General features: G+C 75.7%; 27 protein-coding genes. 22 read left to right on the plus strand and 5 right to left on the minus strand.

What is annotated here, in order from left to right; translation table 11 throughout:
* The first annotated feature begins 52 nt into the window (after positions 1-52).
* The 8 genes from rpmJ (at position 53) to truA (ending at position 4,907) form a co-directional block, all read left to right on the plus strand.
* On the plus strand, positions 53-166 hold the full coding sequence (gene rpmJ / locus ACI781_RS03435; protein WP_012950458.1) for a 50S ribosomal protein L36: 114 nt from the start codon (positions 53-55) through the stop codon (positions 164-166).
* A 15-nt stretch (positions 167-181) separates the two neighbouring features.
* Positions 182-562: a 30S ribosomal protein S13 gene (gene rpsM / locus ACI781_RS03440; protein ID WP_456548794.1), complete on the plus strand. Its 381-nt coding sequence runs from the start codon at positions 182-184 to the stop codon at positions 560-562.
* A gap of 103 nt (positions 563-665) precedes the next feature.
* A complete protein-coding gene (rpsK, locus tag ACI781_RS03445; protein WP_014377968.1) occupies positions 666-1,073 on the plus strand; it encodes a 30S ribosomal protein S11 in 408 nt (135 codons plus the stop codon).
* Positions 1,074-1,108: 35 nt separating this feature from the next.
* Complete coding sequence (gene rpsD / locus ACI781_RS03450) at positions 1,109-1,735, plus strand: 30S ribosomal protein S4 (protein WP_456564664.1); 627 nt, start codon at positions 1,109-1,111, stop codon at positions 1,733-1,735.
* Positions 1,736-1,875: 140 nt separating this feature from the next.
* Positions 1,876-2,940, plus strand: coding sequence for a DNA-directed RNA polymerase subunit alpha (locus ACI781_RS03455; protein WP_113838234.1), 1,065 nt, complete (start codon positions 1,876-1,878; stop codon positions 2,938-2,940).
* Positions 2,941-3,113: 173 nt separating this feature from the next.
* Entirely contained in the window at positions 3,114-3,749 is a 636-nt protein-coding gene (gene rplQ / locus ACI781_RS03460) for a 50S ribosomal protein L17 (protein ID WP_456564665.1), read from the plus strand.
* Positions 3,750-3,793: 44 nt separating this feature from the next.
* Complete coding sequence (locus tag ACI781_RS03465; protein ID WP_456564666.1) at positions 3,794-4,048, plus strand: hypothetical protein; 255 nt, start codon at positions 3,794-3,796, stop codon at positions 4,046-4,048.
* Positions 4,049-4,103: 55 nt separating this feature from the next.
* Positions 4,104-4,907, plus strand: a complete 804-nt coding sequence (truA, locus tag ACI781_RS03470) for a tRNA pseudouridine(38-40) synthase TruA (protein WP_456564667.1) — start codon at positions 4,104-4,106, stop codon at positions 4,905-4,907.
* A gap of 112 nt (positions 4,908-5,019) precedes the next feature.
* Here truA and ACI781_RS03475 read toward each other — a convergent pair whose 3' ends face one another.
* Positions 5,020-6,033 carry an ABC transporter substrate-binding protein gene (locus ACI781_RS03475; RefSeq protein ID WP_456564668.1) on the minus strand — a complete coding sequence of 338 codons (1,014 nt, stop codon included), beginning with the start codon at positions 6,031-6,033 and terminating at the stop codon, positions 5,020-5,022.
* Positions 6,034-6,148: 115 nt separating this feature from the next.
* On the opposite strand from ACI781_RS03475, the gene ACI781_RS03480 reads away from it, so the two are divergent.
* Positions 6,149-6,940: a helix-turn-helix domain-containing protein gene (locus ACI781_RS03480; protein ID WP_456564669.1), complete on the plus strand. Its 792-nt coding sequence runs from the start codon at positions 6,149-6,151 to the stop codon at positions 6,938-6,940.
* Here ACI781_RS03480 and mobA read toward each other — a convergent pair.
* A complete protein-coding gene (gene mobA / locus ACI781_RS03485) occupies positions 6,886-7,518 on the minus strand; it encodes a molybdenum cofactor guanylyltransferase (protein ID WP_456564670.1) in 633 nt (210 codons plus the stop codon). The two genes, ACI781_RS03480 and mobA, sit on opposite strands and share 55 nt — an antisense overlap.
* Positions 7,519-7,559: 41 nt before the next feature.
* On the opposite strand from mobA, the gene fdhD reads away from it, so the two are divergent.
* The gene (gene fdhD, locus ACI781_RS03490; RefSeq protein WP_456564671.1) at positions 7,560-8,387 is read left to right on the plus strand and encodes a formate dehydrogenase accessory sulfurtransferase FdhD; all 828 of its coding nucleotides are present in this window, start codon (positions 7,560-7,562) and stop codon (positions 8,385-8,387) included.
* A gap of 66 nt (positions 8,388-8,453) precedes the next feature.
* On the opposite strand, the gene ACI781_RS03495 is transcribed toward fdhD, so the two are convergent.
* Genes ACI781_RS03495 through moeA form a run of 3 tightly spaced genes read right to left on the minus strand, consistent with a single transcriptional unit; the run spans position 8,454 to position 10,605 of the window.
* On the minus strand, positions 8,454-8,945 hold the full coding sequence (locus ACI781_RS03495) for a MogA/MoaB family molybdenum cofactor biosynthesis protein (RefSeq protein ID WP_456564672.1): 492 nt from the start codon (positions 8,943-8,945) through the stop codon (positions 8,454-8,456).
* Complete coding sequence (gene moaC / locus ACI781_RS03500) at positions 8,942-9,415, minus strand: cyclic pyranopterin monophosphate synthase MoaC (RefSeq protein WP_456564673.1); 474 nt, start codon at positions 9,413-9,415, stop codon at positions 8,942-8,944. Before moaC ends, ACI781_RS03495 begins: the two co-directional genes overlap by 4 nt.
* Positions 9,412-10,605, minus strand: a complete 1,194-nt coding sequence (moeA, locus tag ACI781_RS03505; protein ID WP_456564674.1) for a molybdopterin molybdotransferase MoeA — start codon at positions 10,603-10,605, stop codon at positions 9,412-9,414. Before moeA ends, moaC begins: the two co-directional genes overlap by 4 nt.
* Before the next feature lie 70 nt (positions 10,606-10,675).
* Here moeA and ACI781_RS03510 point away from each other — a divergent pair, with 70 nt between their 5' ends.
* The 12 genes from ACI781_RS03510 (at position 10,676) to tsaE (ending at position 22,198) form a co-directional block, all read left to right on the plus strand.
* Positions 10,676-11,164, plus strand: coding sequence for a beta-class carbonic anhydrase (locus tag ACI781_RS03510; protein WP_456564675.1), 489 nt, complete (start codon positions 10,676-10,678; stop codon positions 11,162-11,164).
* Complete coding sequence (locus ACI781_RS03515) at positions 11,161-12,363, plus strand: DUF7373 family lipoprotein (protein WP_456564676.1); 1,203 nt, start codon at positions 11,161-11,163, stop codon at positions 12,361-12,363. The genes ACI781_RS03510 and ACI781_RS03515 overlap by 4 nt, the downstream gene beginning before the upstream one ends.
* Before the next feature lie 230 nt (positions 12,364-12,593).
* Positions 12,594-13,037, plus strand: a complete 444-nt coding sequence (rplM, locus tag ACI781_RS03520; protein WP_456564677.1) for a 50S ribosomal protein L13 — start codon at positions 12,594-12,596, stop codon at positions 13,035-13,037.
* A complete protein-coding gene (gene rpsI / locus ACI781_RS03525) occupies positions 13,034-13,453 on the plus strand; it encodes a 30S ribosomal protein S9 (protein WP_456564678.1) in 420 nt (139 codons plus the stop codon). The genes rplM and rpsI overlap by 4 nt, the downstream gene beginning before the upstream one ends.
* 11 nt (positions 13,454-13,464) lie before the next feature.
* Positions 13,465-14,814 (plus strand): phosphoglucosamine mutase, encoded by a 1,350-nt coding sequence (glmM, locus tag ACI781_RS03530; protein ID WP_456564679.1) that lies wholly within the window; start codon positions 13,465-13,467, stop codon positions 14,812-14,814.
* A gap of 69 nt (positions 14,815-14,883) precedes the next feature.
* Complete coding sequence (gene glmS / locus ACI781_RS03535; RefSeq protein ID WP_456564680.1) at positions 14,884-16,773, plus strand: glutamine--fructose-6-phosphate transaminase (isomerizing); 1,890 nt, start codon at positions 14,884-14,886, stop codon at positions 16,771-16,773.
* 118 nt (positions 16,774-16,891) lie between these two features.
* Entirely contained in the window at positions 16,892-17,287 is a 396-nt protein-coding gene (locus tag ACI781_RS03540; RefSeq protein ID WP_456564681.1) for a holo-ACP synthase, read from the plus strand.
* Entirely contained in the window at positions 17,284-18,738 is a 1,455-nt protein-coding gene (locus ACI781_RS03545; protein WP_456564682.1) for an NAD(P)H-hydrate dehydratase, read from the plus strand. The genes ACI781_RS03540 and ACI781_RS03545 overlap by 4 nt, the downstream gene beginning before the upstream one ends.
* A 4-nt stretch (positions 18,739-18,742) precedes the next feature.
* Positions 18,743-19,882: an alanine racemase gene (gene alr / locus ACI781_RS03550; RefSeq protein ID WP_456564683.1), complete on the plus strand. Its 1,140-nt coding sequence runs from the start codon at positions 18,743-18,745 to the stop codon at positions 19,880-19,882.
* Positions 19,882-21,081 carry an alpha/beta fold hydrolase gene (locus tag ACI781_RS03555; RefSeq protein ID WP_456564684.1) on the plus strand — a complete coding sequence of 400 codons (1,200 nt, stop codon included), beginning with the start codon at positions 19,882-19,884 and terminating at the stop codon, positions 21,079-21,081. The genes alr and ACI781_RS03555 overlap by 1 nt, the downstream gene beginning before the upstream one ends.
* A gap of 26 nt (positions 21,082-21,107) precedes the next feature.
* Positions 21,108-21,752 (plus strand): uracil-DNA glycosylase, encoded by a 645-nt coding sequence (locus ACI781_RS03560; RefSeq protein WP_456564685.1) that lies wholly within the window; start codon positions 21,108-21,110, stop codon positions 21,750-21,752.
* The gene (gene tsaE, locus ACI781_RS03565) at positions 21,749-22,198 is read left to right on the plus strand and encodes a tRNA (adenosine(37)-N6)-threonylcarbamoyltransferase complex ATPase subunit type 1 TsaE (RefSeq protein ID WP_456564686.1); all 450 of its coding nucleotides are present in this window, start codon (positions 21,749-21,751) and stop codon (positions 22,196-22,198) included. The genes ACI781_RS03560 and tsaE overlap by 4 nt, the downstream gene beginning before the upstream one ends.
* Position 22,199: the final 1 nt, after the last annotated feature.

The raw sequence follows: 22,199 nt of genomic DNA on the forward strand, positions 1-22,199 counted from the left end.
CCGGGCGGGTCAGCGGCCGGCTCACGATCGACAGGAATGAGGGGCGGCACCGGTGAAGGTCCAGCCGTCGGTGAAGAAGATCTGCGACAAGTGCAAGGTGATCCGCCGGCACGGCCGGGTCATGGTCATCTGCGACAACGCCCGCCACAAGCAGCGGCAGGGCTGAGGGAGTACCTGAGACATGGCACGACTGGCCGGCGTCGACCTGCCCCGCGAGAAGCGGATGGAGATCGCGCTCACCTACATCTACGGGATCGGCAAGACCCACGCGAAGGAGACCCTGGCCGCGACGGGCGTCAGCCCCGACCTGCGCGCCAAGGACCTCAGCGACGAGGACCTGCTGAAGCTGCGCGACTACATCGACGAGCACTTCCGCGTCGAGGGTGACCTGCGCCGCGAGGTGGCGGCCGACATCCGTCGCAAGGTGGAGATCGGGTGCTACCAGGGTCTGCGCCACCGCCGTGGGCTCCCCGTCCACGGTCAGCGCACCCGCACCAACGCGCGCTCGAGCAAGGGCCCGCGCAAGACCATCGCCGGCAAGAAGAAGGCCGGCAAGAAGTAAGCCACGCAGCGCGCGCCGTCGCAGCGACCCGTGAGGGCGGGAGTGACGGCGCGCCGCGTGTGCCGCATCTGGCCACTGAAAAGCTGAAGGAAACCGGAGAGACATGCCTCCCAGGGCTCGCGCCGCGGCTGGTGCCAAGAAGGTCCGCCGCAAGGAGAAGAAGAACGTCGCCCACGGTGCCGCGCACATCAAGAGCACCTTCAACAACACGATCGTGTCGATCACGGACCCCAACGGCAACGTGATCAGCTGGGCCTCCGCCGGGCACGTCGGGTTCAAGGGCTCGCGCAAGTCGACGCCGTTCGCCGCCCAGATGGCCGCGGAGAACGCTGCCCGCAAGGCGCAGGAGCACGGCATGCGCAAGGTCGACGTCTTCGTGAAGGGCCCTGGCTCCGGCCGGGAGACCGCGATCCGCTCGCTGCAGGCCACGGGCCTCGAGGTGGGTCAGATCCAGGACGTGACGCCGCAGCCGCACAACGGCTGCCGCCCCAAGAAGCGCCGCCGGGTCTGACCGGCCACTCACGAGACTGACGAGGAGTACCTGACGTGGCCCGCTACACCGGAGCCGACTGCCGCCTCTGCCGGCGCGAGAAGATGAAGCTGTTCCTCAAGGGCAGCAAGTGCGAGTCCGCGAAGTGCCCGATCGAGATCCGGCCCTACCCGCCGGGCGAGCACGGCCGCGGTCGCAGCAAGGACAGCGAGTACCTCCTGCAGCTGCGCGAGAAGCAGAAGGCCCGCCGCATCTACGGCGTGCTGGAGAAGCAGTTCCGCGGCTACTACGAGGAGGCGAACAAGAAGCAGGGCAAGACCGGTGAGGTCCTCCTGCAGATCCTCGAGTCGCGCCTGGACAACGTGGTCTACCGGGCCGGCTTCGCCGAGTCCCGCGACATGGCCCGCCAGCTGGTGCGCCACGGTCACATCCGCGTGAACGGCCGCAAGGTCGACATCCCGTCCTACCGGGTCAGCGCGAACGACATCATCGAGGTCGCGGAGAAGTCGCGCACGATGCTGCCGTTCGAGGTCGCCCAGGCCCGCGCGGGCGAGCGTCCCGTGCCGGCGTGGCTCGAGGTCATCACGAACCAGCTGCGGGTGCTCGTGCACAGCGTCCCCGCGCGCCAGGTGATCGACACCCCGGTGCAGGAGCAGCTGATCGTGGAGCTCTACTCCAAGTAAGCGGCGGCCCGGCCCCGTCCCGGTACTCCCGGGGCGGGGCCGGTCCCGGGCCCCGGGGGCGGACGGATGTCCATCGGGGCCGGCACCACCCCCTCACGGCGTCATATGGCGGTCGCCGGAGGACACGAAGGAGAACGACCGTGCTCATCGCACAGCGCCCCACCCTGACCGAGGAGACGATCTCCGAGCAGCGCTCGCGGTTCGTCATCGAGCCGCTCGAGCCCGGCTTCGGCTACACGCTCGGCAACTCCCTGCGCCGCACCCTGCTGTCGTCGATCCCCGGTGCCGCTGTCACCAGCATCCGGATCGAGGGCACCCTGCACGAGTTCACCACCGTGCCGGGCGTCAAGGAGGACGTCACCGAGATCATCCTCAACCTCAAGGGCCTCGTGGTCAGCTCCGACTCGGACGAGCCGGTGACCATGTACCTGCGCAAGCAGGGCCCCGGTGAGGTCACGGCCGCGGACATCGCGCCGCCGGCCGGCGTCGAGGTGCACAACCCCGAGCTGCACATCGCCACCCTGAACGGCAAGGGCCGGCTCGAGATCGAGCTGGTCGTCGAGCGCGGCCGCGGCTACGTCCCGGCCCCGCAGAACAAGCAGCCCGGCCAGGAGATCGGCCGCATCCCGGTCGACTCGATCTACTCGCCGGTCCTCAAGGTCACCTACGCCGTCGAGGCCACCCGTGTCGAGCAGCGCACGGACTTCGACCGGCTCGTGGTCGACGTCGAGACCAAGCCGTCGATCGCCCCGCGGGACGCGATCGCCAGCGCCGGCTCCACGCTGGTCGAGCTCTTCGGCCTGCTCCGCGAGCTGAACCTGGACGCCGAGGGCATCGAGGTCGGGCCGAGCCCGGCCGAGGCCGCCGACATCGCGAACTTCTCGATGCCGATCGAGGACATGGACCTCACCGTCCGGTCCTACAACTGCCTCAAGCGCGAGGGCGTGCACACCGTCGGTGAGCTCGTCACCCGCTCCGAGGCCGACCTGCTCGACATCCGCAACTTCGGCGCGAAGTCGATCGACGAGGTCAAGATGAAGCTGGCGGCCATGGGCCTCGCGCTCAAGGACAGCCCGCCCGGGTTCATCCCCAGCTCGATCGAGAGCTACGACGAGGGCTACGAGACCGACGCGTACCAGACCACCGGGTACGCCGACGGCGGGGACTACGGCGACGCCGTGTACCAGGAGACCGAGCAGCTCTGAGCACTCCGGCGCCGGACGGCGGGCCAGCCCCGCCGTCCGGCGCCGTCCCGGTGACCGCCACACTGGTCGCCGGGGCACCACCGCGCAGCCACCCCGCCCGCGGGGGACGACAGCACCACACAACGCTTGGCCGCAGCCGGCACGCCCGTCCGGCCGCCTGAGGAAGGACCGACATGCCCACCCCCACCAAGGGCCCCCGTCTCGGCGGTTCCCCGTCGCACGAGCGGCTGATGCTGGCGAACCTGGCCACCTCGCTGTTCGAGCACGGCCGGATCACCACCACCGAGGCGAAGGCCAAGCGGCTGCGCCCGCTGGCCGAGAAGCTGGTGACCTTCGCCAAGCGCGGTGACCTGCACGCGCGTCGTCAGGTCATGACGACGATCCGCGACAAGGACGTCGTCCACCACCTGTTCGCCGAGATCGGGCCGCGGTACGAGAACCGTCCCGGTGGCTACACGCGGATCACCAAGGTCGGCCCCCGCAAGGGCGACAACGCCCCCATGGCGGTCATCGAGCTGGTCGAGGCCCTGACCGTGTCCCAGCAGGCTGTCGGCGAGGCCGAGCGCGCCCGGGGCACCCGGTTCGCGACCGGCGCCGGTGCGGCCGCCGCCAGCGGCGAGGTCACCGCCGACGCCCTGGCCGCCGGCGAGGAGCCCGCCGTCGCCGAGACCGCGGAGGTCGTCGACGAGAAGGCCGCCGAGACCGCCGACGCCACCGAGGCCGGCGCCGAGGCGACGGACGAGCCCGTCGAGGGCCAGGACGTCCAGGCGGACGCCGCCGAGTCGAAGGACGAGGACGGCACCAAGTGACCCGGGGCGAGACGACGGGACCGGGTGGGGACACCTCCCCGGCCGTGACGTCGGGCCAGGTCGACCCCGAGGCGCAGGAGGCCGTCACCGACGTCTTCAGCCCCGACGGCGACCGGCAGGACGACGGCGCCGTGACGCCCCAGCCGCACCGGGAGAACGCGGCGGTCGTCGAGGACCCCGCCCTGTCGCCCGAGGTCGCGGAGGCCGCGGCCGCCGAGATCGAGGCGGCCGAGCTGGGTGACGCCGCCACCGCGAGCCGGCAGTACGAGGGCGGCGACTCCGCTCCGGACCCGAAGTGACGCCCTGAGCACGCAGCAGTCCCACGAGCCCGTCACCGATCCCGGTGGCGGGCTCGTGCGTCTCCGGCTCGACGTGTCCTACGACGGCACCGACCTGCACGGCTGGGCGCGCCAGCCCGGCTCGCACGGGCGCACCGTCCAGGCCGACCTGGAGGAGGGCCTGGCGCGGGTGCTGCGCCTGCCGGTCTCGCTGACCGTCGCCGGCCGCACCGACGCCGGGGTGCACGCGACCGGTCAGGTGGCCCACGCCGACGTCCCCCGGCCGGTGTGGGAGGAGCAGCGGGTCAAGCTGGTGCGCCGGCTGCGCGGCGTCCTGCCGCCCGACATCGCGGTGCGGGCCGTCCGCGAGGTGCCGCCCGCCTTCGACGCCCGGTTCGGCGCGCTCGCCCGGCACTACGTCTACCGGATGGTCGACGTCGACGCCGGGCCCGAGCCCCTGCGCCGGGCCGACACGGTGGGCTGGCCCCGTCGCCTGGACGCCGGGGCGATGGCCGCCGCGGCCGCCCCGCTGGTCGGGCTCAACGACTTCGCCGCCTTCTGCCGCCGGCGCGAGGGGGCGACGACGATCCGCACGCTGCTGGACCTGCGGGTGGAACGCGAGGGTGAGCTGGTCCGCGTGTACGCCTCCGCGGACGCGTTCTGCCACTCGATGGTCCGCAGCCTCGTCGGCGCGCTGACCGCGGTGGGGGAGGGGCGGCGCCCGGTGGGGTGGCCGGCGGCTCTGCTGACGGCCACCACGCGGTCCAGCGAGGTGCCCGTGGTGCCGCCGGGCGGGCTGACCCTGCTCGCCGTCGACTACCCGCCGGACGACGAGCTCGCCGCCCGGGCCGTCGTGACCCGGGCGCTCCGGCCGAGCTGACCGCCTCGGCGAGGCCAGCGCGCCCGGGGAGGGCGTCGCCGCGTCCCGCGGGCCGGTGCCCGCGGGACGCGGCGGGTCGCAGACGACGCCGGGGCGGTGTCGCCGCGGCGGGTCAGCCCGCCGGGACGGTCGACGGGTCGCCGGCGACGGCCGCCTCGAGCCGCGGCACCAGCTCGTCGAGCACGTAGGGCAGGCTCAGCGGGCTGGTGAAGTAGATGGCGCCGGCGAGCACCTGGTCGGTGAAGGCGAGCCGGCCCGCCTGCACCGGCTCCAGGGCCCGGTACACGGCCTGCTCCTCCAGGGCGGCGCGGTCGCCGGGCGCCTCGGTGGCCCACAGCAGGACCTCGGCGTCGTTCAGCACGCCGGCCCGCTCGAGCGGGATGTAGGCCTGCCCCTCCCCGGCGTACTGCGCGATGCTCGGGGGGACGACGAAGCCGAGGTCGGTCAGGAACTCGGTGGACAGCCCGTCCTGGTAGGCGATGAACGACCCGTCGTAGACGGCGTTCTGCAGGAAGACGGCCGCGGTGCCGGCGAACTCGGGGTGCGTCGCGGCGGTGTCGGCGAAGCGGGCCTGCAGGTCCTCGGTCAGGTCCCGGGCCTCGTCGCGCCGGCCGACCGCGGTGCCGATCAGGTCGGCCTGGACGTCCCACGGCTCGAAGTGGTCCTCGTACCGGCCGGAGTGCGCGATGGTCGGGGCGATCCCCGACAGCGCCCGGTAGGTGTCCTCGTCCAGGCCGGCGTTGGTGCCGATGATCAGGTCGGGCTCCAGGGCCGCCACCGCCTCCACGTTGATGCCGTCGGAGGCGTCGAGCACCGCGGGTTCGGCGTCGCCCAGCTCGTCCTGGGCCCACGGCCAGACGGCGTGCGGCTGGTCCCCGAACCACTCGGTGACCCCGACCGGCACGACGCCGAGGGCGAGGAGGGTGTCCTGCTCGGTGAACCCGACCGAGACCACCCGCTGCGGCTCGGCGGGGACGGTGGTCTCCCCGAAGGCGTGCTCGACGGTGACGGGGAACTCGCCTCCGGCGTCCGGTGTCGCCGTCTCCTCCCGGTCGGGGTCCGATCCGCACGCCGCGAGCAGGGCCAGGACGCTGAGCGGGACGAGCAGGTGGGTGCGGCGGGGCACGAGAGGTCTCCTCGGGGCGGGATCGGACGACAGCGCCATGAGGTTAGGCTGACCTAACTGCATCCCGGGAGCAGCGGAGCGCCCGGGCGCGGACGACCAGCGCCCAGGAGGTGGAGTGACCGCGACCGTCGAGGCGGTGCCCCGGGACGTGCACCCGGGCGTCGAGGAACTGCGCGCGTGGACCTGCCGCTTCCCGCCGGGTGAGCGCGGTGGGTGGGGACTGCACGACCACGGGGAGCACCAGCTGGTGTGGACGGCGATCGGCGCCGCGCGGGCCGTCGCGGCCGGCCGGTCGTGGGTGCTGCCGCCCTCGCGGGCGCTGTTCGTGCCGGGCGGGACGCCGCACGACGTCGTCCTCACCCCACCGGGGGCCCTGCACTGCCTCTACGTGCGGCCGGCTGCCTGGCCGGGCGCGTGGCACCGGCCCACGGAGCTGGCGGTGAGCCCGCTGCTGCGGGAGCTGCTGGTCTTCCTCGCCGCGGCCGACGGCGTGCAGCCGCTGGCGGAGGAGGCGTTGGCCCTGGTCCGGCACGAGCTCGCCGTCGCGGTGGTCCCCGACGGCGGGCTCGCGGTGCCCGCCGACCCGCGCGCCGCGACCGTGGCCTCGCGGCTGCTCGCCGACCCGGCCGACGACACCCCGCTCGCGGCCTGGGCGGCGCGGCTGCGCGTCGGGGAGAGCACGCTGCGCCGGTCGTTCGTCGCCGACACCGGGATGCCGTTCAGCGAGTGGCGCGCGCGGGTCCGCGTCCGGGCCGCGCTGCCCCTGCTCGACCGCGGCGTCCCGGTGGCGACCGTGGCCGCGCGCGTGGGCTACGGCTCGGTGAACGGCTTCGTGGCGGCGTTCCGCCGCCGCTACGGCACCTCGCCGGGGGCGTGGCGCGGGAGGGGCCGGCCGGCCGGCGGCTGACCGCCCGCCGCCGCGCGCGCCCGGGCGAGGTCGGCGGGGGTGTCGCAGTCGGTCCACGGCGGCGGCACCCCCGGCTCCGGGGGTGGTCGCCAGCGGGCGACGGCCAGCCCGGCCAGCACCCGCCGCACCGGGGCGTGGGCGGCCGCGCCGGCCAGCGCCGTCCGCAGGGCCGCCGTCCGCCAGGCGCCGAGCAGCAGCTGGTCGCGGCCGGTGTCGTCGACCACGAGGACGCCGTCCCCGGTGAGCCGGTCGCGCAGCTGCGCGACCACCCCGGGGGTCAGGAAGGGCAGGTCGCCGGCGAGGACGACCACCACGTCGGTGTCCACCGCGGCCAGCCCGGCACGCATCGCGGCGACCGGCCCGCCGCCGGGTGGGGTCTCGCGGAGGACGGCGACGCCCTCGGGCACCGGCTGCGGCGGCCCCACGACCACCCGCGGCCGGGCGTCGGCGACGGCGGCGAGGACCGTGGCGAGCATCGTGCGGCCACCGACCTCCAGCTGCGGCTTGGCCTGCCCACCGAGGCGGGCCGCGCGGCCGCCGGCCAGGACGACGGCGGCGTAGGGCGGCGGCGCGGGCACGAGGGAACGGTAGGGCCCGCAGCTGGGTAGCGTCGTCCGGCGTGGGACGAGTCACGAGCCGCACCCCGGTGCTGCGCATCCGCGGGGAGCACCGGACGACCCGGCCGGACACCGTGGCGGCCGAGGAGCCGCTGGAGATCCGGCTCTCGGGCACGCCGCTGGCGGTCACGATGCGCACGCCCGGCGACGACTTCGACCTCGTGCACGGCTTCCTGGCCACCGAGGGCGTCATCGCCGCCGACGCCGACGTCCTCGCGCTGCGCTACTGCGACTCGGTGGACGCCGAGGGCCGCAACACCTACAACGTGGTCGACGTCGACCTGGCGCCCGGCGTCGAGGCCCCGGCCACCGCCCTGGACCGCACCTTCCTGACGTCCAGCGCCTGCGGCGTCTGCGGCAAGGCCAGCATCGACGCGATCCGCACGCGCACCCGGCACGACGTCGCGGCCGACGGTGCGCGGGTCGACCTGGCGACCCTGCTGGGGCTGCCCGAGCGGCTGCGCGCCGCCCAGCAGGTGTTCGACAGGACCGGCGGGCTGCACGCCGCGGGCCTGTTCACCTCCGGCGGGGAGCTGGTGGCCCTGCGCGAGGACGTCGGCCGGCACAACGCCGTCGACAAGGTGGTCGGGAACGCGGTCCGCGGCGGGCGGCTGCCGCTGGCCGGGCACGTGCTCCTGGTGAGCGGCCGTGCCAGTTTCGAGCTGACCCAGAAGGCCGCGATGGCCGGCATCCCGGTGCTGGCCGCGGTGTCCGCGCCGTCGTCGCTGGCCGTCGAGCTCGCCGCCGACGTCGGCATCACGCTGGTCGGCTTCCTCCGCGGCGACGGCTGCAACGTCTACACGCGCACCGAGCGGGTGCTCCTCGACTGAGCACGGTCGGCCCCGTCCAGAGGCTCGCGCCGAGCCTGCGAGGCGTGAGGGGGACGGGGTCCTCCCTCAGTGGTCCCCGCCGCGCAGCTGCGACACGACGTGGGGCAGCAGCGGCCCGAGGACGGCGAGCCCGTCGCGGACGCCGCCGGTGGACCCGGGCAGGTTGACGAGCAGCGTCCGGCCCGCCGTGCCGGCCAGCCCGCGGGACAGCACCGCCGTCGGCACCTGGGGCGCCCCGTACCGGCGGACGGCGTCGGCGATCCCGGGCGCCTCGCGTTCCAGCACGTCGCGGGTCGCCTCGGGGGTCACGTCGGTGGGGGACAGGCCGGTGCCGCCGGTCGTGACGACGACGTCCGCCCCGGACGCCACCGCCTGGCGCAGGGCCCCGGCGAGTGCCTCCCGGTCGTCGGGCAGCACGCGCGGCCCCTCGACGGCGAACCCCAGCTCGCGCAGCCCCTCGGCGAGCGCCTGGCCGCTGCGGTCGGCGTAGACGCCGGCCGACGCCCGGTTGGAGGCGGTGACGACGACGGCGCGCGCCCCCTCCGGCAGCTCGCTCATCGCCGCCACTCCCCGCTCTTCCCGCCGGACTTGGCCAGCAGGCGCACGTCGGTGATCGACGCCCGCGGGTCGACGGCCTTGACCATGTCGATCATCGTCAGCCCCGCGACGGCGACCGAGGTCAGCGCCTCCATCTCCACCCCGGTGCGGTCCGCGGTGCGCGCGGTGGCGGTGATCTCCACGGCGTCGTCGGTGACCTGGAGGTCGACGGTCACCCCGTGCAGGGCGATCGGGTGGCACAGCGGCACGAGGTCCGGCGTCCGCTTGGCCCCGGCGATGCCGGCGATCCGGGCGACGGCGACGGCGTCCCCCTTGGGCACCCCCTCGCCGCGCAGCAGGGCCACCACCTCCGGGCTCACCAGCACGCGGCCGGCCGCCGTCGCCTCGCGGGCGGTGACCGCCTTGGCCGAGACGTCGACCATCCGGGCGGCGCCGGCCTCGTCGACGTGGGTCAATCGCTGTTCCGTCACAGGAGCGCTCCCTCGATCAGCACGACGTCCACGGCGGCGCCGGCGGGCAGGTCGGTGACGTCCTCGGGGACGACGACCAGGCAGTTGGCGCGGGCCAGGTGCGCCACCAGGTGCGAGCCGGCGCCGCCGACCAGCGCGACCCGGCCGTCCTCGTAGCGGCCGCGCAGGAACTGGCGGCGGCCCGCGGGGGAGCGCAGCGGCCCGGTCAGCGTGGCCGGCGCGCGCAGCCGGTCCGGCGCCGCGTGCCCGAGCGCCCGGCGCAGCGCCGGGCGCACGAACACCTCGAAGGACACGAACGAGCTCACCGGGTTGCCCGGCAGCGTCACCACCGGGACGCCGTCCACCGTGCCGCAGCCCTGCGGGCCGCCGGGCTGCATCGCGACCTTGCCGAACTCGACGGTGCCCAGCGCGGCGAACGCGTCCTTGACGACCTCGTAGGCGCCGGCGCTCACCCCGCCGCTGGTGACCAGCAGGTCCGCGGTCGCGAGCTCGGCCCGCACGGTGGCCAGGAACTGCCCGACGTCGTCGGGCACGAAGTGCAGCGTCCGCGCCGTGCCGCCGGCCTCGGTGACGGCGGCGGCGAGCAGGGCGGAGTTGGACTCGTAGATCTGCCCGGGCAGCAGGTCGGCGCCGGGCTCGACGAGCTCGCTGCCGGTGGAGAGCACCAGCACCCGCGGGCGCCGGGCCACCGGCACCTCGCGGTGGCCGACCGCGGCGGCCAGGCCCAGCTGCGCGGCGCCCAGCGGGGTGCCGGCAGCCAGGGCCACGTCGCCGGCGGCGATGTCCTCGCCGGCCCGCCGCAGGTACGTCCCGGCGGCCGGGGTCTCGCGGATCGTCACGACGTCGGTGCCGCCGTCGGTGGACTCCACGGGCACCACGACGTCCGCACCGGCCGGCAGGGGGGCGCCGGTCATGATCCGCTGCACGGTCCCCGGCGCCAGCGGCCGGACGTCGGTCCGCCCGGCCGGGACGTCGTCGGCGACCGGCAGCCGGGCCGGCAGCGGCGCGAGCTCGGCCGCCCGGGCGGCGTACCCGTCCATGGCGGAGTTGTCGAAGCCGGGCAGCGAGACGCGGGCCGTCAGGTCCCCGGCCAGCACCCGCCCGTGGGCCCCGGCCAGCGGCACCCGCTCGGCGGGCATCGGCGCGAGCAGCGCGGCGACCGCTGCCTGGTGTTCCTCGACGGTGCGCACCCCGCCATCCTGGCCGATGCGCCGCCGTTAACCTCTATCCGCCCTGGCCGGACGGGAGAGAGGCGCGACGATGGCGGAGTACGAGCGGATGCTGGCCGCGAACGAGCGGTGGGCGGAGTCCTTCACCGGAGGGCTGCCGGTCGCCCCGGGCCGCAAGGTCGCCGTCGTGGCGTGCATGGACTCCCGCATGCCGCTGTTCCCGCTGCTCGGGCTCGCGGTCGGCGACGCCCACGTCATCCGCAACGCCGGCGGCGTCGTCACCGAGGACACCATCCGGTCGCTGACGATCTCGCAGCACGTGCTCGGCACCCGCGAGGTCGTGCTGGTGCACCACACCGACTGCGGCCTGCAGAAGACCGACGACGCCTCGTTCGCCGACATGGTGGAGCAGGCCACCGGTGTGCGGCCGCCGTGGCCGGCCCGCACCTTCACCGACGTCGACGCCGACGTCCGGGAGTCCATCCGGCTGCTGCAGGAGTGCCCGTACCTGCTCTCCACCGACATCTGCGGCACGGTCTACGACGTCGAGACGGGCCGGCTGCGCCGGGTCCAGCCGTGACCCGCGGGTGGCGGCCCCGTGCGGCGGGGGCGCTGCTGCTCGCGGCGCTGGCGGGGTGCACCAGCACCGTCGCCGGCTCCGCGAGCCCGGCGTCCACCCCCGAGCCGTCACCCACCACGACCCCGCCGGCGCCCAGCACGCCCAGCGAGCCGCCCATCGACGTCACGCCGCCGCCGGCCCGCGGCGTCGGGCTGCTGCTGGAGGCGCACCGGCTGGCGTCGGTCACCGCGCTGGTGCAGACGTCGTTCCCCGACCGCACCGAGACCTGCTCCCCGTCCGGCCCGGCCACCTCCGCCGGCGGGGTGGAGGCCGCCTACTTCACCGCCGGCTCGGCCGCGGACGTCCTCGAGACCTACGGGTTCGTCACCGCCTGGGGTCAGTGCAATCAGACCGCGGACGGCGCGCTGGGCACGATCACGCTGGTCATGGAGCTGTCCGATCCCGAGGCCGCGCGGCGGGCCGCCGAGGACCTGGTCCAGGCGCAGGCGATCAACGGCTTCGAGGAGGTCCCCACCGACATCGACGGCGGCGCGCTGCTGGCTGTGGACGGGGACCAGGCCACCGTGCAGGCCTTCGTCCCGGTCGGCCGGACCGTCGCCTACCTCTGGCACGAGGGCACCGCCGCGACCGTCGCCGACGACATCACCCGCGTGGTCGCCGACCAGGTCGGGCTGCTGCAGGGCTTCCAGCCGACGCCGCAGGCCGACGTCCCGGCCCTGCCGACCGACCCGGTGGGCATGCAGGGCATGGCGCTGACGCCGCCCGGCGACCTGAACGACTTCTCCGGCCCCTACGACTTCGAGGGGTACCTGCGGATCTCGATCGACCCCGCGACGGAGCGCGAGCTGCTCGGCACGAACGGCTTCGCCGGCTTCTACTCCAAGCAGTCCGAGGACGGCGACGGCCTGTACGCCGTCGCCCTCTACCGCTTCGGGTCGACCGACCAGACCAACGCCGTCTACACCGGCTTCCAGCAGCTGGAGGCCACCGCCTTCGGCGGGACCCCCTTCGTCCTCCCGGCCATCCCCGAGGCCCCCTGCTTCGTGTTCGACGCCGGCGGCGGGCGCTTCTACCAGCGCTGCTACGTCGGCTACCGGACCAACCTGGCCAGCGTCGACGTCGGCGGGCTGAGTGCCCCCGACGACTACGCGCGGATGAACGAGCTGCTCCCCGCCCAGCGCGACCTCATCGACGACTGAGGAAGGGCCCCCTCGCCCCCCACCGCTCGCACGCTCGCGGCGGGCCCCTGCGAGGGGGCCGTTCCAGGGGTGGGTCGCGTCGTCGGGTGGCGGTCGGGCGAGGGCGCGCGGCTGGTATCGTCGTCGGCTGGCGCGCGGCCGCTGGCTGGTGCGCGCGCGTCTCCACGTCTCCCGTGCTCGGTGAGGCGATCCCACCAGCCGACCCGACGACGACGGAGGACACGAGCGCCGTGCGCACGTACACCCCCAAGCCCGGAGAGGTCTCCCGGACCTGGCACGTCATCGACGCCACCGACGTGGTGCTCGGTCGACTCGCCAGCCAGACGGCGATCCTGCTCCGCGGCAAGCACAAGCCCCAGTTCGCGCCCCACCTCGACGTCGGTGACTTCGTCGTCGTGGTGAACGCCGGCAAGGTCGCCCTGACCGGCTCGAAGCGTGACGAGAAGATGGCCTACCGCCACTCCGGCTACCCGGGCGGCCTCAAGGCCATCCCGGTCGGCGACCAGCTGCGCACGCACCCCGACCGCGTCATCGAGCGCGCCGTCAAGGGCATGCTGCCGCACAACAGCCTGGGTCGTCAGATGCTCAAGAAGCTGAAGGTGTACGCCGGGCCCGAGCACCCGCACGCCGCGCAGCAGCCCCAGCCCTACGAGATCAAGCAGGTGGCCCAGTGACCAGCTCGCTGACCGTGACCGACGCCGAGGGGCGCCCGGTCCAGACCGTCGGCCGGCGCAAGGAGGCCGTGGTCCGCGTGCGGCTGCTGCCCGGCACCGGCCAGTTCACGCTCAACGGCCGCACCCTCGAGCAGTACTTCCCGAACAAGGTGCACCAGCAGCTCATCCGTGAGCCGTTCGTGACCCTGGAGAAGGCCGAGCAGTACGACGTCGTCGGCCTGCTCAAGGGCGGCGGTGTCACCGGTCAGGCCGGCGCGCTGCGCCTGGCCATCGCCCGCGCCCTCATCCAGGTCGAGGCCGAGGACCGTCCCGCCCTGAAGAAGGCCGGCTTCCTCACCCGCGACGCCCGGGTCAAGGAGCGCAAGAAGTACGGCCTGAAGAAGGCCCGCAAGGCGCCGCAGTACAGCAAGCGCTGACGGGCGCATCCGTGGGTCGCCTCTTCGGGACCGACGGCGTCCGGGGTCGGGCCAACGACGACCTCACGCCGGAGTTGGCCCTGGCGGTGGCTCGTGCCGCCGCAGGTGTGCTCGCCGACCGCGACGGGACCTCGCGTCCCGTCGCGGTCGTCGGGCGCGATCCCCGCGCCAGCGGGGAGATGCTCGAGGCCGCGGTCGTGGCCGGCCTCTCGAGCGCGGGCGCCGAGGTGCTGCGCGTGGGTGTGCTGCCCACGCCCGCCGTCGCCTTCCTCACCGCGGACACCGGCGCCGACCTCGGCGTCATGATCTCCGCGAGCCACAACCCGATGCCCGACAACGGCGTCAAGCTGTTCAGCCGGGGCGGTCACAAGCTCCCCGACGCCGTCGAGGCGGCGATCGAGGCCAGCGTGACCACCCAGCGCCACCGCAGCGACGGTCACCGCCCCGTGGGGGCCGAGATCGGCCGGGTGCGCGACCTGACCGACGGCGCCGACCGCTACGCCGCGCACCTGCTCACCACCGTCGAGCAGCCGCTGGCCGGGCTCACCCTCGTCGTGGACTGTGCCCACGGGGCGGCAGCCGGCGTCGGGCCCGAGGTCTACCGCCGCGCCGGCGCCACCGTGCACGTCATCGGCGGCGAGCCCGACGGCTGGAACATCAACGACGGGATCGGCTCCACCCACCTGGGCCCGCTGGCCGCCGCGGTCCGCCACCACGGTGCCGACCTCGGCATCGCCCACGACGGCGACGCCGACCGCTGCCTCGCCATCACCGCCGACGGCGACCCCGTCGACGGCGACGCGATCCTGGCCGTCTGCGCCCTCGGGCTCAAGGAGCGGGGGACGCTGCGCGAGGACACCGTCGTCGCCACCGTGATGAGCAACCTCGGGTTCCACCGGACGATGCGCCGGGCCGGCATCACGGTGCAGACCACCGCCGTCGGCGACCGCTACGTCCTCGAGGCCCTGCGCCGCGGACAGCTGAGCCTGGGTGGCGAGCAGAGCGGCCACCTGGTGTTCCTCGACCACGCCACCACCGGCGACGGCCTGCTCACCGGCCTGTCGCTGCTCGGGCGCATGCGGACGACCGGCGCGTCGCTGGGCGAGCTCGCCTCGGTCGTCGAGCGACTGCCGCAGGTGCTGGTCAACGTGCCCGTACGCGACCGGATCGCGGTCGCCGAGAGCGACGCCGTCGCCGACGCGGTCAACGCCGTCGCGTCCGAGCTGGGCGACGGGGGCCGGGTCCTGCTCCGCCCCTCGGGCACCGAGCAGCTCGTGCGCGTGATGGTCGAGGCGCCCACGCAGGCGCAGGCCGACGAGGTGGCCCACCGGCTGGCGGAGGTCGTCGCGGCCGTCGGCTGATCGGGCGCCGCACAGCGCCGCTCGTGTCAGAGGACGGATCGGTCCGACTCCGCCGGTACCCTCGTGGGAATGTGCGGCATCGTGGGCTACGTCGGTCCCCAGGAGTCCCTCGGGGTGGTCCTGGAGGGACTGCGGCGGCTGGAGTACCGGGGCTACGACTCCGCGGGCGTGGCGGTCCGGATCGCCGGCGAGGCGGGCGGTGAGCTCGCGGCGGCGAAGAAGGCCGGCAAGCTGGCCAACCTGGAGAAGGTGCTGGCCGAGGCGCCGCTCCCGGCCTCCACCATCGGCATCGGGCACACGCGGTGGGCGACCCACGGCGGCCCCACCGACCGCAACGCCCACCCGCACCTGTCCGACGACGGGCGGGTCGCGGTGATCCACAACGGGATCATCGAGAACTTCGCCGCGCTGCGCGGCGAGTGCGAGGAGCGCGGCGTCGAGTTCGGCTCCGAGACCGACACCGAGGTCGTCGCCCACCTGCTCACCGCCGCCTACGACGCGCTGCCGGCGGGACCGGACCGCTTCGCCGAGGCCATGCGGGTGGTGTGCCGCCGGCTGGAGGGAGCGTTCACGCTCGTCGCCACCCACGCCGACGAGCCCGACACGCTCGTCGCCGCCCGCCGCAACAGCCCGCTGGTCGTCGGCGTCGGCGAGACCGCCGACGGCACCCCCGAGTACTTCCTGGGCTCCGACGTCGCCGCCTTCATCGCGCACACCCGCGACGCCCGCGAGCTGGGCCAGGACCAGGTCGTCGAGATCGACCGCACCCGCGGCCTGACCGTCACCGACTTCTCCGGCGCGCCCGCCGAGGCGAGGGCCTACACGGTCGACTGGGACGCCGCGGCCGCCGAGAAGGGCGGCTACGACTGGTTCATGCTCAAGGAGATCGCCGAGCAGCCGCGGGCGGTCGCCGACACGCTGCTGGGCCGGCTCGGTGAGAACGGGAAGCTGGTCCTGGACGAGGTGCGGCTGTCCGACCAGGACCTGCGCGACGTCGACAAGGTCTTCGTCGTCGCCTGCGGCACGGCCTACCACGCCGGTCTGATCGCCAAGTACGCCATCGAGCACTGGACCCGCATCCCCGTCGAGGTGGAGGTGGCCAGCGAGTTCCGCTACCGGGACCCGGTGCTGGACCGCTCGACCCTCGTCGTCGTCATCAGCCAGTCCGGCGAGACGATGGACACCCTGATGGCGCTGCGGCACGCCAAGGACCAGAAGGCCCGCGTGCTGGCGATCTGCAACGCCAACGGCTCGACCATCCCGCGGGAGTCCGACGCCGTGCTCTACACGCACGCCGGCCCGGAGGTGGCCGTCGCCTCGACCAAGGGCTTCACGACCCAGGTCGTCGCCTGCTACCTCGTCGGCCTGTTCCTCGCCCAGGTGCGCGGGATCAAGTTCGACGACGAGGTCGCCGCGATCGTCGAGGACCTGCGCGGGCTGCCGGACAAGGTCGCCGAGGTGCTCGGGCAGATGGAGCCGGTGCGCGCGCTGGGCCGCTCGCTCGCCGACGCCGACACGATCCTGTTCCTCGGCCGGCACGTCGCCTTCCCGGTCGCGCTGGAGGGCGCGCTCAAGCTCAAGGAGCTCGCCTACATCCACGCCGAGGGCTTCGCCGCCGGTGAGCTCAAGCACGGCCCGATCGCGCTGATCGACGAGGGCACCCCGGTCATCGTCGTGGTCCCGTCCCCGCGCAGCCGCGAGTCGGTGCACGGCAAGGTGGTCTCCAACATCCAGGAGGTGCGGGCCCGCGGGGCGCGCACGATCGTCATCGCCGAGCAGGGCGACGAGGACGTCGTCCCCTACGCCGACCACGTCATCCGGGTGCCGCGCACGCCGACCCTGCTGGCGCCGGTGGTGACGACGGTGCCCCTGCAGGTGCTGGCCTGCGAGATCGCCGACACCCGCGGCTACGACGTCGACCAGCCGCGCAACCTCGCGAAGTCCGTCACCGTCGAGTGACGTCGCCGGTCGCCGGGACCGCGTGAGCCGGTCCCGGCGGAGCCCGGGTCGTCCGCCGGGAGGCCCGGCGACCCGGCCTGGGGCGCGGGGCGCCGGGAGGCCGGGCAGACTGGCCGCCGTGATCATCGGGATCGGCATCGACGTGGTGCCCGTGGACCGCTTCGCCGCGTCGCTGTCGCGCACGGCGGGCCTGCGGGACCGGCTGTTCACCGCCGAGGAGCAGCTCACCCCGTCGGGCCGGCCCCGGACCGGCGAGTCCCTGGCCGCGCGGTTCGCGGCCAAGGAGGCGCTGGCGAAGGCGCTGGGCGCGCCCGGGGGCCTGCAGTGGCACGACGCCGAGGTGACCGTCGGGGAGCACGGGCGCCCGCAGCTCGCGGTCCGGGGCACGGTGGCCCGGCGGGCGCACCAGCTGGGGGTCACGTCCTGGCACCTGTCGCTCAGCCACGACGGCGGCATCGCCTCGGCGTTCGTGCTCGCCGAGGGCATCCCCCGCACCGCGGAGGGGACGGCGTGATCGGTCTGTACACCGCCGACCAGGTGCGGGCCGCCGAGGCGCCCCTGCTCGCGGCCGGCCCGGACGGCGTGCTCATGCACCGGGCCGCCACCGGCCTGGCCACCGTCGGCCTGCGGCTGCTGGGCCGCGCGGTCGGGACCCGGGCCACGCTGCTGGTGGGGGCGGGCGACAACGGCGGTGACGCCCTGTTCGCCGGCGCGCACCTGGCGAGGCGCGGCGTGCGGGTGACCGCCGTCCTGCTCGACCCGGAGCGCGCCCACCCGGCCGGGCTGGCCGCGCTGCGCCGGGCCGGCGGGCGGGTGGCCGGCCCGGACGGTCCGACCGGCCTGGACCGCGCGGACCTGGTCCTCGACGGGATCGTCGGCATCGGCGGCCGGGGCGGGCTGCGACCCGCGGCGGCGCGGCTGGCCGGCGATGCCGCGGCCGGGCCGGGGCTGATGGTCGCCGTGGACCTGCCCAGCGGCGTCGACGCGGACACCGGGGCCGTTCCCGGCGCGGCCTTCCCCGCCCAGCACACCGTCACGTTCGGCGCGGTGAAGGCCGGGCTGGTCCTGGGGGCGGGGCGGCAGCACGCCGGTGAGGTGCACCTCGTCGACATCGGCCTGGCGGGCACGCTGCCGGTGCCGCACGCCGTCCGGCTCACCGACGACGACGTCGCGGCCCGGCTCGAGCCGCCCACCGACGACGACGACAAGTACTCCCGCGGCGTCGTCGGCGTCGTGGCGGGCTCGGCGACCTACCCCGGCGCGGCGGTGCTGTGCACGGGGGCGGCGCTGCGCACCCGGCCGGGTCTGGTCCGCTACGCCGGGACCGCCGCCGCGGGGGTGCGGGCGGCCTGGCCGGAGGCGATCGTCACCGAGGGCCGCCCCGCCGACGCCGGGCGGGTGCAGGCCTGGGTGGTCGGGCCCGGCCTGGGCACCGACGACGCCGCGGCCGACGTGGTCGCGCAGGTGCTGGCCACCGACCTGCCGGTGCTGCTGGACGCCGACGCGCTCACGCTGGCCGCCCGGCGTCCGGAGCTGGTCCGCGACCGCGCGGCGCCCACGGTCCTCACCCCGCACGACCGCGAGTACGCGCGCTTCGGCACGGAGGTCGGCGCCGACCGGGTGGGCGCCGCCCGGCGGCTGGCCGCCGACCTCGGTGCCGTCGTCCTCCTCAAGGGCGCGGCCACGGTGGTGGCCGGGCCGGACGGGCCGGCGTACGTCAACGGCACCGGCACGCCGTGGCTGGCGACCGCCGGCACCGGCGACGTGCTCTCCGGCATCGCCGGCGCGCTGCTGGCCGGCGGCCTGCCGCCCGCCGAGGCCGCCGCCGTCGCCGCGCACGTGCACGGGCGGGCGGGGCAGCTGGCCGCCGCGGACGGGCCGCTGATCGCGGGGGACCTCGTCCGCCGGCTGCCGGGGACACTCGCCCGGCTGCGCGGGGACCGGGGGCCCGGGCTGGGAGACTGAGCGCGTGAGCAGTGCACCCGCCCGGGCCGAGCTGGTCGTCGACCTCGACGCCATCGCCGCCAACACCGCGGTCCTGCGCGAGCGCGTCAGCCGGCCGCTGATGGCCGTGGTCAAGGCCGACGGGTACGGGCACGGCCTCGTCCCCTCGGCGCGGGCGGCGCTGGCCGGCGGCGCGGACGCCCTCGGCGTGGCCGTGGTCGAGGAGGCGCTGGCGCTGCGGGCGGCCGGGGTGACGGCCCCGCTGCTGGCCTGGCTCAACGCCCCGGGCGAGGACTTCGCCGCCGCGCTGGCGGCCGACGTCGAGGTGTCGGTCAACGCCGCGTGGGGGGTCGCGGAGGTCGTGGCCGCGGCCCGCGCCACCGGCCGCACCGCCCGGCTGCACCTCAAGGTCGACACGGGGCTCTCCCGCGGCGGGGCCACCCCCGACGAGTGGCCGGCGGTGGTGGCCGCCGCCGCCCGCGCCCAGGCCGACGGCGACGTCGAGGTCGTCGGCCTGTGGAGCCACCTCGCCTACGCCGACGCCCCGACGCACCCGACCATCGGCCGGCAGCGGGCCGTGTTCGACGAGGCGGTCGAGGTCGCCCGCGCGGCGGGCCTGCGCGACGCCCGCCGGCACCTGGCCAACTCCGCGGCCACCATCGCCCTGCCCGACACCTGGTACGACGTCGTCCGGCCGGGCATCGCGCTCTACGGGCTGGACCCGCTCGGCGGCGACCCGGCGGCGTACGGGCTGCGCCCCGCGATGACCGTGCAGGCGCGCGTCCTGCTCACCAAGCGGGTGCCGGCCGGCACCGGCGTGTCCTACGGCCACACGTACACGACCGCGACCGACACCACCCTCGCCGTCGTGCCGGTCGGCTACGCCGACGGCATCCCGCGGGCCGCGGGCAACCGGGCGCCGGTGCTCGCCGGGGGCGCGCAGCGGACCGTCGCCGGGCGGGTGTGCATGGACCAGTTCGTGCTGGACGTCGGCGACGACGAGGTCCGCGACGGCGACCGCGTGGTCCTGTGGGGGCCCGGCACCGACGGCGAGCCGACGGCGCAGCAGTGGGCCGACGCGCTCGACACCATCCACTACGAGCTGGTCGCCCGCATCGGCGGCCGGTTCACGCGCCGGTACACCGGCACGGCGGGAACGGTCTGATGGCGCCCGCGAAGCGCCCCGCCCGCAAGCCCGCCGTGCCCGTCCCGCACTCCACCGCCGGGGTCGTCGGCGCCGTCGCCGGGCTGGCCGCGGCCGGCACCGCGGTCGGGGTGGCCGTGCACCGGCACGCCACCCGCCGGGTCGACGCCGAGCGCGTCGGCTCGGCCGCCGGCCTGCCGCCCGGCGCCACCGACGCCGAGCTGCGCGAGGAGGACCCGCTCGGCCCCGCCGCGCGCCACGCCGACCGCACCGCGCTGGTGCGGGCCGACGACGGGGTGCCGCTCACGGTGGAGGAGGTGGGGCCGCTCGACGCCCCGCTGACCGTCGTCTTCGTGCACGGCTACTCGCTGTCGATGCACTCCTGGGCCTACCAGCGCCGCTCGCTGGGCGCCCAGCTCGCCACGGCCAACGGCGCGCGCCCGCAGGCGCGGCTGGTCTTCTTCGACCAGCGCGGGCACGGCTCCTCCGGCCGGGGCCCGGCGGAGCACTCGACGATGGAGCAGCTCGCCCGCGACCTCGCCGCGGTGCTGGAGGCGCGGGTGCCGCGCGGGCCGGTGGTGCTGGTCGGCCACTCGATGGGCGGGATGACCCTCATGGCGCTGGCCGCGCTGCGCCCGGAGCTGTTCGGCACCCGGGTCGTGGGCGCCGCGCTGCTGTCGACCTCCAGCGGCAACCTCGCCGAGCTGTCCTTCGGGCTGCCGGAGTTCCTCACCCGGGTCCGGGCCGCCGTCATCCCGGTCGCGGCCTGGGCGATGCGCCGCCGTCCTGCCCTCGCCGAGCGCACCCGCCGGCTGGCCGCGTCGGTCGTGTCGGCGGCGACCTGGTCGCTGTCGTTCGCCTCGCGGGACGTCGACCCGGCGCTGGGCCGCTACGTCGACGCGATGATCGCCGGCACCCCGGTCGACGTGATCGCGGAGTTCTACCCGGCGCTGGCCGGCCTGGACGAGACCGGGTCGCTGGCGCCGCTGCGCGCCGTCCCCACCCTGGTGCTCACCGGCGACTGCGACTCGCTGATCCCGCCGGCGCACAGCGAGGCGCTCGTGGAGCTCCTCGGCGGGGCGGACGCCGACCGGGTCGAGCACGTCGTCGTCGGTGGGGCCGGGCACATGGTGCTGCTGGAGAAGCCGGCCGAGGTCACGGCGGCGCTCGGGGCGCTGATCCGGCGGGCGACCGCGGAACGGGCGGCCGCGACCGCCTGAGCCGGCGGGGTCGTAGGGTCGGGCGCGTGGCCGCCCCCCGTCCGCCCTGGTCCGGTGCACCCGACGTGGGGGCCGCGGCCGAGGACGTCGCCCGCACCGCCGCCGCCGCGCCCGACTGGGCCGCGCTCGCCGGCGCCGCCCGCGGCTGCGTCGCCTGCCCGGAGCTCGCCGCCGCCCGGCAGCACGTCGTCGTCGGGGACGTGCCGGCGTCCGGCCGGCCGCGGTTCGTGCTCGTCGGCGAGGCACCCGGCGCGACCGAGGACGAGACGGGCCGGCCCTTCGTCGGGAGGAGCGGGGCCCTGCTGGACCAGCTGCTGGCCGAGGCCGGGCTGGACCGTGGGCAGGCGGCGGTGCTCAACGTCGTGAAGTGCCGGCCGCCGGGCAACCGCACCCCCAGGGCGCCCGAGGTGGCCCGGTGCAGCGGCTGGCTGCGCCGGCAGCTGGAGCTGCTCGCCCCGCCGGTCGTCGTCGCGCTCGGCCTGTCCAGCGCCAAGTGGTTCCTCGGGCCGCGCACCGTCCTGGCCCAGGTGCGGGGCCGGCCGCACGAGGTCGACGGGCGGGCCGTCTGGGCCACCTACCACCCGTCGGCGGCCATCCGGTTCGGCCCGAACGGGGCGCCGCGGGCCGGGCTGCTGGCCGACCTGACCGCCGTCGCCGGGAGCCTGTCGTGAACCGCGAGCACGTGCTGCCCACCGCCGAGGACACCCGCGCCCTCGGCGCCGCCCTCGCCGCGCTGGCCCGCCCCGGCGACCTCGTCGTCCTCGTCGGGCCCCTGGGCGCCGGCAAGACGGCGCTCACCCAGGGGCTGGGTGCCGCGCTGGGCGTCCGCGAGCCGGTCACCTCGCCGACGTTCGTCATCGCCCGCGTGCACCGCGGCGGGCGGCTGCCGCTGGTGCACGTGGACGCCTACCGGCTCGGCGGGGTCGCCGACGTCGACGACCTCGACCTGGACGCGTCGACGGCGGAGTCGGTGACGGTGGTCGAGTGGGGGCAGGGGCTGGTCGAGCAGCTCGCGGACGAGCACCTGGAGGTGCGCCTGGACCGGTGCGAGGACGACGTGCGCACCGCCGTCCTCGTCCCGCACGGCCCGGGCTGGGAGCAGCGGCTGGCCGACTAAC

The organism is Blastococcus sp. SYSU D00695 (genome assembly GCF_054050555.1).